This window comes from Lampropedia hyalina DSM 16112, from assembly GCF_900129055.1.
Lineage (GTDB): Bacteria > Pseudomonadota > Gammaproteobacteria > Burkholderiales > Burkholderiaceae_C > Lampropedia > Lampropedia hyalina.
The window spans coordinates 1-11,903 of the sequence record NZ_FQUZ01000050.1 but is presented as its reverse complement, the minus strand read 5'-3'; the positions used below and the strand labels follow the sequence as shown (position 1 = coordinate 11,903).

The window sequence follows — 11,903 nt, the reverse complement described above, 5'->3', positions numbered from 1 at the left end:
GGAACGATCAGTTCTTGCCGGAGTGCATCATAGCCGTAGAAAGGAAGTTGCGGGCATCGGAGCGAGCGGCAGCATCCTGGCTCCTCTTGGCAAACTCCTGGTACTGCACCAGGGCAATACTGGCCAGAATGCCAATCACCGCCATGACCGTCAGCAACTCGATCAACGTGAATCCCCTGGAACGATGGACAGGTGTCATGGCAAGTCTCATTGCACACGCAAATGGATGAAAGGCACCCGCTTGGGGTCGAATGCCGCACGGGCGGTCTTGTCCAGAAACGCCGGTGCATGGTCGCCCACCACCACCACTTCCAGACCCGACAGGGCAGAGTCTTGCAGCATTCGTGCCAATGCGTCGAAAAACTCCAGCCCCAGTGCGAAATGCCGGCACAGATCCCCGTCCCGACTGCCAAACAACCCCTCGCAGGCCACCGTATGGCCACTGTCCAGAATATCCCGCCTGTCATACGGCACATGGGAATTGAGCGTCAGCCAATAGACAAACGACCTGTCTGCCTGCTGCAACAGCCGCGAGACATGCGGCATCAAATCCACATCACACCAGCCGGGAAAGGAATAACAGCGTCGCGCCTGCCCCGCGTAATTCTGGAAAAACGTTGCATCCTGCAACCCCGCCGAGGCAAACCACTCCAGCCGCCGGTACATCAACCCCGAAGCCGCGTGAACCCCATGGGTGCGATAACCCTGCTGTTGCAGCAACAGGGGCAGGCAACGATCGGTCAGCGTCACCGAGCCGAAACTGATCTCGGAACTCTGCACCTGACACAACTCGCGCAACTCCCCGGCCACCGTCCCCCCGGCGAACGCCACCGTGCCCTGTTGCAACACCTGAATACGCCCAGGCTGTGCCAGCAGCGGCTGCAACTGCGCCTGCAACCGCTGCGGCTGCCAGGGCAGCCCCCAGGACTCAGCCACCACCAGCAACATGCGCGCGGGCATCTGCGCCGGCAAGGCCGCCGCATTCCCCCAGGCCATGGCACTGGCGGGCTGGATCGGGCTGTGGGAAAACCGGGCCGCGCCTTCGGCATTGGCCACCGCAAAACCAATATCACTGCGAAACAGATTGCGATGGAGCATATCCCACTGGCTGCCCAGCACCACCAGGCGGTGATCCAGTTGCAGATTGGCCTGCTGCTTTTGTGCCTCCTGCCACAGCGAGGGGATATTGAGCAGCACCAGCGGACACAACATGGCCAATACAGCCCGGCCTCCGGCTTTGGGAGCCAGATGCGACAGCAGTGCGAACAGCAGCACCGAGCCGAGCAGGAACAGCGCACCGGCCCACAGAAAGGCAGGCCGCGCCAAGGTAGCGAACTGCAACAGCGACAGCAGTTGCAGGGGTTCGTAGAGCAGGTACACCTGTGCGGCGGCGGCGAGTACATCCAGACCCAGGGCGAGCAGGGCCAGCACCATGCCGCTCTTGCGCCAGCCCAGCACCCAGGCCGCCAGGGCCAGCCCATAGTCCAGGTTGAACAGTGGGCGTTGGTAGCCAAACGCATGGGCCGTCCACCAGAACACGATGTTGGGCAAGGTCCACAGCAGGATGGCGGATAGCCATTGCTGCTGGAGTGCGGGGATTCGTGGCAGGCGCATCAGGGGGTGGTAGGGTATAAAAAAACCACTACTCTTTTTACAGAGTAGTGGTTTTAAATAAATATAGAGTTATTAAATAATTCTCAATATTAATTTATGGTGTTGCAGTGCGACCGCAGCCATTCACTGCATCTGCTGCCAGGCTTGGATCATCAATTGCTGGTTCGTTATTGCCAGTCGTAGCATCACCGCATGTGGCGACAGAACCACCTTGGCTGCTGCCAGAGAATTGGTTACGACCGCGAGGTGTCGAAGTGCTTACTGCGATGGCATTACGGTTTTGCACGGCCTTCAGTGCAACACCATTGGACAGATTGAAACCAAAAGTGGTCACCACATAACGTTCTGGATCGCCCGCAAACGTATTGGTACGGTTGTCTGTGGCACTGGACTCAACCTCGCCAACCTCATCAACATCAATATCCAAATCTGTTGCGTAAGCAGTGCCAGAAGCCATAACCATGGATGCAGCGGCGGCAGCAGCCAATTTCAGGATTGTCTTGTTCATGAAAAATCTCCTAGAAAATTAAAGGCTTACTTGACGGAATTGGCCATTGCCGAATTCAGGAAGCTGCGTGCGTCAGATTGCGAAGACTTGTCTTGTGCTTTCTTTTGGTATTCGCTGTATTGCGGAATAGCAATGGCAGCCAGAATGCCGATAATCGCCACCACGATCATCAGTTCGATCAGGGTGAAACCCTTTTGCAGAGATGCTTTCATTTTTCAACTCCTTGTGAACAATCAGGCATTCAGAGCCTGGACGCGGAGTTATGTGCAAATGCTGTGCCTGCATGAAATAGGCGAAAAAACCGGTTTCCTGTGTGTTTTGGCCATGTCATGGAGTGACATGTCGGGGTTTGTCACAAAAAATCAGTGACAAGCGAAAGTTGTCATGGCCTTGCCGGGACAAATATTCCATCGAGATTCACCCACAGCGTCATGCCGTGTTCAACCCACTGCTGTCCGAAATGTTGTGAGAGGGGCTGCCCATGGGGGAATGGCACTTATTTGAGCCTGTTTCCCGTCATTCCGGGCTTGACCCGGAATCCAGTGACAAAGCAAGCTACGAAAAACGAAGGTGTTTTCTCTTCACGTTGTCACTGGATTCCGGCCTTCGCCGGAATGACGGCGTTAAGTAAGCGGCATTCGCCCGTGGGGCCATTTCAACAGCCCTTGATACCCAAACTGTGGTCATTGCGGCGAAGGCCGCAATGACGTAGTGGGGCGTGATGCCTTGCGTGGAAATTCCGGTCGGCTTCACAGCCAATGCCGAAAAACCAGACCTTGGTTCGCCCCTACAATTCCTGGCATGAAATTCAATTCATTGCACTCTACGATTGGTCTGTGTTCCGCAGCGGTTTTGACTGGGCGCAGTGAGCGCACCTGGCGCAGGCGCGTCAATGAGGGGCTGACTGGGGGTGTGGGCGAGGTTGGCGGGCCGCTGCTGGTTCCGGTGGAGGCGGTGCGTCCATTGCTGGCTGTGGCCTTGCAGGACGATGAGGTGGAGATGCTGGTGCGCGCCGATCAGGGCGATGCCCTGGCGCAGGCGGAGATTGGCGCGCTGTTTGCCATGAATGCCTTGCAAGCGGCAGGGCAGAACGATTTGGCTCCCCACGCCAAGGGGGGGTGCGTGGCTCCTGCCTTCCACTTTCTGGCGCAGGCGGCAGAACAGCACAAGGCCGATGCCATGCACTGGCAGGGTATGTTGCACGCTGCTGGCCTGGGTAAGGGGGATGGCAAGGCGTTGGCCATGATGTGGATTGCCAAGGCAGCGGCGCATGGCCATCAGATTGCCCAGCGGCAACTGGCGGCGTTGGTGCCGGGCGGATCGCTTTCAGGTTGAGACGCGGGGGTGTGCCCTGTTGCGTTTCCATGCAGGCGTGCTGCTGGAGCCATCTGATTCTTTTGCGATTTCCTCAAAAAAAGATTCCCATTTTTGAGCATCGTGTTGCACTACGCCACGTCATGCCGGACTCGATCCGGCATCCAGTGACGACGCTTGCAAAAACACCTTGTTCGCCAATGGGTTGCGTTGCGACTGGATGCCGGATCGAGTCCGGCATGACGGCATGGGGTGTTTTGAGTCAGGCTGCAATGGCAACTTGCAAGCACCTGCCAAAACGTTCCAAACAGTAGTGGGCCTGCGCCGGAATGACGGGGCGGGGTTGGTTCAGGCGGCCTGTGCCACGGTCTGGCGCAGCAGGGGGGCGACCCGCTCGCCAAAGCGCAGGGTTTCTTCCAGGTTGGGGTAGCCGGAGAAGATGAATGCGTCGATGCCCAGTTCTTCGTGGTATTGGGTGATGCGTTCGGCCACCTGGGCGTAGCTGCCCACGAGGGCGGTGCCCGCGCCGCCACGCACCAGCCCTACGCCTGCCCAGAGGTTGGGGGCGACTTCCAGATCGCGCACATGGTGAATGGGGCGGCCGTCGTACAGGCTCAGCATGCGTTGCTGCCCCACGGATTGGGCGCGCGCGAGTTGGGCGCGGGATTGCTCGATGGTGGCGCGTGGCACGGCTTGCAGCAGGTGGTCGGCCTGTGCCCAGGCTTCGGCTTCGGTGGCGCGGGCTATGACGTGCAGACGCAGGCCAAAGCGCAGTGTGCGCCCGGCCGCTTCGGCCAGCCGCTGCACCCGTGCCACGCGCTCGGCGATCATGGCAGGGGTTTCGCCCCAGAGCAGGTACACGTCACTGTGGCGGGCGGCGACGGCTTCGGCGGCCGCAGAGGCTCCGCCGAAGTAAATGGGCGGTCGCACTGCCAGCGGCGCGATCAGGCCGCCGTTTTCGACACGGTAGTGGGTGCCGCTGTGGTTCTGCCGTGGCCCACGCCAGAGCTGCTGCACGGTGTGCAGGAATTCGTCGGTGCGGGCGTAGCGGGCATCGTGGTCGAGGAAGTCGCCGTAGGCCTGCTGTTCGGCGGTGTTGCCGCCGGTGACCACGTTCAGCAGCAGGCGGTTGCCGGAGAAGGTCTGCAAGGCAGCGGCTTTCTGTGCCGCGTAGGCGGGCAGTTCCAGCCCTGGGCGGAAGGCGACGAGAAACCGCAGCCGCTCGGTTTCCTGCGCCAGCGCGGAGGCGACCAGCCAGCCGTCTTCGCACTGTGCGCCGGTGGGGATGAGCACGGCGTGCAGTCCGGCGTATTCGGCCGCCTGTGCCACCTGCACCAGGTAGTCGATGTCTGGCTCGCGCTGGCCGCGCCGCTGGGCATCGGGCTGGGCGGAAGTGCCTGCGCCATCGATCAGGTGGCGGCCGTCGCCGTGGTTGGGTAAAAACCAGTTCAGTTCAATGCCCATGTGGCCTCCTGCGTTGGGTTTGCGGTGCGGGTGCGGTCGGTATGCTGCAAATGGCGCAGCAGGGGCACGACTTCTTCCCCGATGCGCAAGGTTTCTTCCAGGTTGGGGTATCCGGAGAGGATGAAGCTGTCCAGCCCGAGCTGGTGGAATTCCTCGATGCGTTCGGCCACCTGCTGGTGGCTGCCCACCAGGGCGGTGCCTGCACCACTGCGCACCAGCCCCACGCCTGCCCACAGGTTGGGATAGACCTCCAGATCGCGCACATGGTTGATGGTTTTGCCTGCGTGCAGGCTGCTCATGCGCGACTGGCCGACCGATTCCTTGTTGCCCACGGCGCGTTGTGCAGCATCGAGGTAATGTTTGGGTACTTCGCGCAGCAGCCGGTCAGCCTCGGCCCAGGCCTGGGCTTCGGTATCGCGCGCAATCACATGGACGCGGAAGCCGTAGCGCAGGGTGCGCCCGGCCTGCGCGGCCAGTGCGTTCATGCGCTGGAGGCGGTCGCGCACCATGTCGGGGGTTTCGCCCCACAGCAGGTAGGTATCGACGTGCTTTGCCGCCACGGTTTCGGCAATGCCGGATGCACCGCCAAAGTATAGCGGTGGGCGCGGGGCGGGCAGGCGGCGCAGGCGCGCCTGTGCCAGTTGGTAGTAGGCTCCGTGGTAGTTCAGTGTTTCGCCATCCCACAGGCGGCTGACGATGTCGAGGAATTCTGCCGCGCGTTCGTACCGCTGGGTGTGGTCGAGAAAATCGCCATAGGAACGCTGGTCGGCGGAATCGCCGCCGGTGACGACGTTCAGCAGCAGGCGGCCGCCGGTGATGGCTTGCAGGGATTGCGCCGTCTGCGCGGCCACGGCGGGCAGCACGAAGCCGGGGCGGAATGCCACCAGAAACTTCAGCCGGGTGGTGTGGCGTGACAGGGCCGCCGCAGTGACCCAGCCATCGTGGCAGGTGGCGGAGGTGGGAATCAGGATGGCGTGAAACCCGGCGTATTCAATGGCCTTGGCTACCTGGGCCAGGTAGCGCGGTGCGTTCGGGCGCACCAGCGCGTCGGGATGGCCGACCTGGTTGTTGGCAAGGCCGTGGTAGTCGCCGTGGGTAGGAAGGTACCAGTTCAGTTCAAGAGACACCGCTTGCCCTTTTGGGTGGTTGCAAAAGGGCATTGTGTGGTGCGGTTATTTTTTCGTAAACAATTGATTTTTAATTTGTTTATGACGAATGGTTGCATTGCCTTCAGGGTGCCGGGGGCCTGCGCCATTGCGCGGCGGCATGGCGGTCTGGCAGTTGGTCGCCCTGGCCAAAGAGTTTCTCGCGCAATGTGCCTTCACGGTATGCAGTTTTGTAGCGGCCCCGGTTTTGCAGCTCGGGCACGATCAGGCGGGCAAAGTCTTCGTAGGTTTCGGGCACGACGATGCGGGTGAGGTTGAAGCCGTCGATTTCGCCCTCGTCGATCCAGCGTTCGAGTTCATCGGCCACCTGGCTGGGATTGCCGACAATGGTGTTGTAGCGGCTGCCCAGCCTGAACTGCTCCAGCAACTGGCGGCGCGTTACCAGTCCGCGTTCCCTGGCATTCTGCCCGGCCGACTGGATGGCATTGGAGTGGCTGTAGTCGATGGGTTCGTCGAGGTCGTAGCGAGAGAAGTCGATGCCGGTGCTGGCCGCAAAATGCACGAGTCCGGCTTCGCGGCTGGCGTGGCTGAGGTAGTCGGCGTACTTCTCCTGCGCTTCCTGCTCGGTGGCTGCGGGCACGACGGAAATGCCTGCGTAGATTTTGATGTCCTCGGGCCTGCGCCCTGCATCCACTGCGGCCTGGCGCAGCTTGCGTGATGCTGCGCGGGCGGCAGCCGGGTCGGGCGCGCCGATGAAGATGCCTTCGGCATGGGTTCCGGCAAACCGCTGGCCGCGCCCGGATGTACCGGCCTGGAACAGCACCGGGGTGCGCTGGGGCGAGGGTTCGCTCATGTGGATGGCGTGGGAGCGGTAGAACGGGCCATCGTGCGCAATGGCATGGACTTTGTCCGGCTGGGTGTAGATGCGCCGCGCCCTGTCGGCAATGACTGCGCCATCTTCCCAACTGCCTTCCCAGAGTTTGTAGGAGAGTTCCAGAAAATCATCGGCACGGTCGTAGCGGCTGTCGTGGGCGGCCAGCCCGTCCTGCCCCAGTCCGCGTGCGCCGCTATCGACGTAGCCGGTGACGACGTTCCAGCCGATGCGCCCGTTGCTGAGCTGGTCGAGCGTGGAAATATCGCGTGCAAAGGTGTAGGGGTTCTCGGCACTGACGGTGGCGGTCACGCCAAAGCCCAGGTGCTGTGTCACCGCTGCCATGGCCGACACCAGCAGCCACGGGTTGCTGACGGGCAACTGGATGGCCTCGCGCAGCGTCAGATCGACATTGCCCTGATAGACATCGTAATAGCCGATCACGTCCGCAATGAAGATGCCATCGAACAGCCCCTGTTCGAGCGTGCGGGCCAGCTCGGTCCAGTATTGCAGGGTGCGGTACTCGGTGGAGCGGTCGCGCGGATGCGTCCACAGACCGTGGTGGATATGCCCCACGCAGTTCATGTTGAAGGCATTGACGTGAATGTGTTTTTTCTGGCTCATGGCGGGTTCTGCAAGGTTGCGGGTTTATTTCTGCCAGGGCAGGCTGTAGAGTTTTTTGCTGCCGGCGTACAGCTCATCGATCTTGGCGTGGACACTGGGCGATTGCTGGTAGATGCGGATGAACTGTGCGATGCGCGGGTCGTTGGCATTGTTCTCGCGTGCCACAAAAAGGATGGCGTAATAGACATCGTCCACGGTGGAGTATTGAAGGCCACTGGTGGCAATGTCGGGCCTGCCGGCCGAGACGAACCGGGCCGGGTAGCCTTGTGCCAGGTCCACATCGTCCAGCGCGCGCACCAGTTGCGGCCCTTCCAGTTCCTTGAACTTCAGTTTCCGGGGATTTTCGACAATGTCGTGGACGGTGGCCTTGGTGCCCACGCCATCCCGGAGTTGGATGAGGCCGGCATTTTCAAACAGCACCAGGCCCCTGCCCTGGTTGATGGGGTCGTTTGCCACCGCGACGGTTGCGCCCTGCTTCAGGTCTTCCAGACGCTGGATTCGGGTCGAGAACAGACCGATGTTGGGCAGCACGCCCACGCCTGCCTTGACGAACGGGTAGCCCCGTTCGCGGATTTCATTGTCCAGATACGCGCCATGCTGGAAGTAGTTCAGGTCCAGATCGCCTGCGGCCAGGGCCACATTCGGGGTCGTCCAGTCGGAGATCTCGACGATTTCCACGTCCAGCCCCTGTTTCTGGGCCTCCTGTGCGGCGACGGCCAGAGAGTCGCCCAGCATACCGGGATTGGTGCCGATTTTCAGGGGAGCGGCAATGGCACTGCCCATCAGCAGGGCCGAGGCCAGCAGCATGGACAGCTTTTGGGTGAGGGTCTTGTAGGTCATGGGGTGTGGCAGAAAGGGGTGGGGTGCGAGAGCAACAGGCCGGTCAGATCGCCCCATGCCTGGGGGGATGGATGCCGTTGAGTGCGTGGTTGCCAATGTGGTGGTACTTCCAGCGCACCGGGTCGTCGCTGGCGCGTTCCACGCGGGCATCGATCCAGGGGCGGGCATGGTCGCGGATGAATGGCAGGGTGGCGGCCAGCGCGCCGTGGCCGATGCCGGCATCGAGTGCGGCATGGATGATCTGCGCGAAGGGGCCGATGGTGCTGGGGGTGTCGAACGACACCTTGAAGGGCACGACCCATTCCGGCTCCACCTTCACGCGCTCGAACTGCACGGAGCCGCTGCCGGTGACGCGCTGGCCAAAGCCATCCCAGTCGTCGGTGATGGTCACGCCTGCCGCATCGCGTGGAATGAAGACGAGGTACTGGTTCTCGCCCCCATCTTCCTGGGCACTGACCAGGGTGGGAATCCAGTGCGCGAAGATGGCTCCGGTGCAGTAGAACTTCTGACCGTGGACGAACCAGCCGCCGGTTTCGCGCAGCAGTTGCGTGCGGCGTTGAAAGTCCTTGTGGCCGGTTTCTGCCAGCGCGTTGCCCAGCCGCTCGCCCCGCAGCACGCGCTCGTAGAAGAACTGCTTTTGCGCGGGGGAGCCGCCCACGCGCAGCACTTCCAGCGCGTAGTAGTGGTTCTGCGGAATGTGGCCGAAGTTGCCATCGGCAGCGGCAATGGTGGCGACGGCCTGGGTCAGCGTGGCCGTCGATACGCCCGCGCCGCCGTATTCCCTGGGGATGGTGATGCCCCACAGGCCACTCTGGCTGAAGGCTTGCACCTCCTCCCAGGGGAGGATGCGTTGCTGGTCGCGCACCAGTGCGCCGGGGGCGATATGGTCGGCGAATTGCCGGGCACGCTCCAGGGCTTCGGCATCGCTGCGGATGGTGTGCGCGTTCTGCTGGGGCCATGGCGCGGGCGGCACCGGCTGGTAGCTGGGCTGGCCGTTGGGCACGGTGGCCACGGCGCGGTGTTCGGTGGCATGGTGTTGTGTCATGGCAATCCGTTCGTCAGTTCCACTGGTGGCGTTGGGGCAGTGTGCCGTTGAGCAGGTAATTGCCCAGCAGGTGGTATTTCCAGCGCACCGGGTCGTGCAGGGTGTGGACGCGGGCATTGCGCCAGTGCCGGTCGAGGTTGTGCGTGGCGCGGGTGGCGGCAGAGCCAGCCAGCGCGAACAGGTGTTCGCTGGCGTTCAGCGCGGCTTCGGTGGTGAGAATCTTGGCTTCGGCAATCGCCACGGAGGCGCGTGCGCTGGCCTGTGCATCCACGGGCTGGACGTGCAGGTGGTCGATGAGGCGGGCGGTTTCCAGCAGCACGGCTTCGGCGGCATCCACTTCGGTCTGCAACTGGCCGACTTCCTGGATGAGGTGCGGGTCGTCGCTGGCGCGCGCCACGCCGCAATCCACCCAGGGGCGGCTGCGCTCGCGCACGAAGTCGAGGGCATCCTGCAAGGCTCCCTGTGCAATGCCTGCGTCGATGGCGGCCTGAATCAGTTGCGAAACCGGCCCTGACAGTGCGGGTACGTCAGCAGAACGCCAGACCTGTACCACGTTTTCTTCCGGCACCGCGACCTGGTCGAACACCACCGTGCCGCTGGCGGTGGTGCGCTGGCCGAAGGCACTCCAGTCGTCGATGACCTGCACGCCGGGGGCATCGCGCCGCACCCAGACCTGCACGCCGCGCCCCTGCTCGTCCACGGAGCGGAAGGGAATCCAGTGCGCGAAGATGGAGCCGGTGGAGTAAAAGCGCGTGCCACTGACGCGCAGACCATCGGCGGTGCGTTCCAGCCGGGTGGTGACTTCGGTGATCTGCCGCGCCTTGGCCTTGCGTTCCGGCCCGGCATTGCCCAGTCGGTGGCCGTTGAGCACGTCGCTGAACCAGCGTTGCTGCTGTGCGGCAGTGGCGGTGTCCTGTAGGTTCTGGATCAGCGCGAAATGGTTCTGTGGAATCTGTCCCAGCGACGGGTCGGCGGCGCAGAGAATGGCGACCACCTGTGCCAGCGTCTCGTACGACGCGCCCAGGCCGCCGTAGGTGCGGGGGATGGTGATGGTGAGCAGGCCGCTGGCGGTGAGCTGTTCGATTTCATCCCAAGGCAGCAGCCGTTGCCGGTCGCGCTGGGTTGCGTTCTGGCGGAATTGGGCAGCGAGCTGGCGTGCCACGTCCAGGGCCTGGGCTTCGCTGTGCAGCGTCTGGGGTTTGCGGGGCGGCAGGGGCAGTCTGCCGGTGTAGTCGGTGGGGTTGCCGACCGGGGGGGCAAGTTCGCTCATGATTCGTGGCTCGTGGGGTTGCAGTGGCACGGTCACTGCTGCCAGGGCAGTGTGTAGAGATTGGTGTTGTGGTTGAAGCGTTCGGCAATCACTTTTTTCACCTCTGGCGAGTTCTGGTAGAGCTGCACGAAGCGGGTGATGCGGGCATCCTTGGCCTTGTCGGTACGCGCCACAAAGCCCATGGCGTAGAAGGTGTCGCCAATGCCCGAATACAGCAGGGCCTGCCCGGCCTGTTCCGGCTTGCCTGCATTCACGAAGTAGGTGGGCCACAGCACGGCCAGTTCCACGTCTTGCAGGGAGTGGATGAGCTGGGGGCCTTCGATCTCGAAGAAGCGCAGGTTCTTGGGGTTCTGCACCACGTCGTGTACGGTGGCACCGGGGTCGTTGCCGTTGCGCAACTGGATCAGCCCGGCCTTTTGCAGCAACAGCAGGCCGCGCCCCTGATTGACCGGGTCGCTGGCCACCGAGACCTTGGCCTTGTCCGGCACGTCCTTCAAATCCTGGATGCGGTTGGAGTAGATGCCGATGTTCTGCAACAGGCCCAGGCCCACGAATTCCAGTTGGTAGCCGCGCTCCTTGATGGCATTGTTCAGGAATGCCTGGTGCTGGAAGAAGTTCAGGTCGATGTCGCCGTTGTGTACCGCTTCGTTGGGCAGCGTCCAGTCGGTGAATTCGATCAGTTCGATGTTCAGCCCGGCCTGTTTCGCCTCGGGAATCAGGGCCTCGATGGCATCTGAAGTGGCTCCGGGCGTGGAGCCGATCTTGAGGGTTTCGGCTGCATGCAGCAGGGGGCTGGCCAGGGCCAGCACGGTGGCAGCCACCGCCGCCAGAAAATGTTTGCGATTCATCACCGTGGGTTCCATGAAGGTGCACCGGATGCCCGGTGTTCATGGAAAGCACCCGCCAGCCGCTGCAATCAGAAAGGATTTCTGCGACCGATTACATAACCGGCAGATGGCATCACCAACTACATTTATGCAATTAGCTAATAAAGCCTCTTTAACGGGAAAAGTCCCTGTTTTGGGCGGTTTTGATCGGAAAGCGCGTCAAACCCCGTCCTTCAGGGCGGGGAAGGATAGCGCGTTACTGTCGGCGGCTCGATGCCGCAGACAGTGACTAATGCGGCGTTTGCTGTTGTTCGATGTACTGGCGAATGACGGATATGGGCACTCCGCCGCAACTGCCCGCAAAGTAAGACGGCGACCACAATGCGCCACCCCATAGCTTTTTGCGGATGCTCGGATAAT

12 protein-coding genes and 1 pseudogene are annotated in these 11,903 nt (G+C 62.1%); 1 reads left to right on the top strand and 12 read right to left on the bottom strand.

Annotated elements, in window-relative coordinates:
- Window positions 1–7 precede the first annotated feature (7 nt).
- The 4 genes and pseudogenes from BUE21_RS13895 to BUE21_RS14860 form a co-directional block, all read right to left on the bottom strand.
- Window positions 8–199 carry a type IV pilin protein gene (locus tag BUE21_RS13895; RefSeq protein ID WP_073357246.1) on the bottom strand — a complete coding sequence of 64 codons (192 nt, stop codon included), beginning with the start codon at window positions 197–199 and terminating at the stop codon, window positions 8–10.
- A gap of 8 nt (window positions 200–207) precedes the next feature.
- Window positions 208–1,614: a sulfatase-like hydrolase/transferase gene (locus BUE21_RS13890; RefSeq protein WP_073357242.1), complete on the bottom strand. Its 1,407-nt coding sequence runs from the start codon at window positions 1,612–1,614 to the stop codon at window positions 208–210.
- A gap of 94 nt (window positions 1,615–1,708) precedes the next feature.
- On the bottom strand, window positions 1,709–2,122 hold the full coding sequence (locus BUE21_RS14600) for a hypothetical protein (RefSeq protein WP_143164548.1): 414 nt from the start codon (window positions 2,120–2,122) through the stop codon (window positions 1,709–1,711).
- A gap of 92 nt (window positions 2,123–2,214) precedes the next feature.
- Window positions 2,215–2,334: pseudogene (locus BUE21_RS14860) on the bottom strand (prepilin-type N-terminal cleavage/methylation domain-containing protein); the annotation flags it as partial.
- Between the two features lie 589 nt (window positions 2,335–2,923).
- Between BUE21_RS14860 and BUE21_RS13880 the strand changes: the two are divergent.
- Window positions 2,924–3,457: an SEL1-like repeat protein gene (locus tag BUE21_RS13880; protein ID WP_143164547.1), complete on the top strand. Its 534-nt coding sequence runs from the start codon at window positions 2,924–2,926 to the stop codon at window positions 3,455–3,457.
- Between the two features lie 327 nt (window positions 3,458–3,784).
- Here the strand turns inward: BUE21_RS13880 and BUE21_RS13875 are convergent, their stop codons facing one another.
- From BUE21_RS13875 to BUE21_RS13840, 8 genes are all read right to left on the bottom strand, one after another.
- On the bottom strand, window positions 3,785–4,900 hold the full coding sequence (locus tag BUE21_RS13875) for an LLM class flavin-dependent oxidoreductase (protein ID WP_073357245.1): 1,116 nt from the start codon (window positions 4,898–4,900) through the stop codon (window positions 3,785–3,787).
- On the bottom strand, window positions 4,885–6,027 hold the full coding sequence (locus BUE21_RS13870; RefSeq protein WP_073357239.1) for an LLM class flavin-dependent oxidoreductase: 1,143 nt from the start codon (window positions 6,025–6,027) through the stop codon (window positions 4,885–4,887). The genes BUE21_RS13875 and BUE21_RS13870 overlap by 16 nt, the downstream gene beginning before the upstream one ends.
- Window positions 6,028–6,130: 103 nt before the next feature.
- Complete coding sequence (locus BUE21_RS13865) at window positions 6,131–7,501, bottom strand: LLM class flavin-dependent oxidoreductase (RefSeq protein WP_073357238.1); 1,371 nt, start codon at window positions 7,499–7,501, stop codon at window positions 6,131–6,133.
- 24 nt (window positions 7,502–7,525) lie between these two features.
- Window positions 7,526–8,341, bottom strand: coding sequence for a MetQ/NlpA family ABC transporter substrate-binding protein (locus tag BUE21_RS13860; RefSeq protein WP_073357237.1), 816 nt, complete (start codon window positions 8,339–8,341; stop codon window positions 7,526–7,528).
- 43 nt (window positions 8,342–8,384) lie between these two features.
- The gene (locus BUE21_RS13855; protein ID WP_073357236.1) at window positions 8,385–9,386 is read right to left on the bottom strand and encodes an acyl-CoA dehydrogenase family protein; all 1,002 of its coding nucleotides are present in this window, start codon (window positions 9,384–9,386) and stop codon (window positions 8,385–8,387) included.
- 13 nt (window positions 9,387–9,399) lie between these two features.
- Window positions 9,400–10,656, bottom strand: a complete 1,257-nt coding sequence (locus tag BUE21_RS13850) for an SfnB family sulfur acquisition oxidoreductase (RefSeq protein ID WP_073357244.1) — start codon at window positions 10,654–10,656, stop codon at window positions 9,400–9,402.
- A 32-nt stretch (window positions 10,657–10,688) separates the two neighbouring features.
- A complete protein-coding gene (locus BUE21_RS13845; RefSeq protein WP_073357243.1) occupies window positions 10,689–11,504 on the bottom strand; it encodes a MetQ/NlpA family ABC transporter substrate-binding protein in 816 nt (271 codons plus the stop codon).
- Between the two features lie 268 nt (window positions 11,505–11,772).
- Window positions 11,773–11,903, bottom strand: a 131-nt coding sequence (locus BUE21_RS13840) for a transposase (protein WP_200796749.1), incomplete at its 5' end; no start/stop codon positions are given.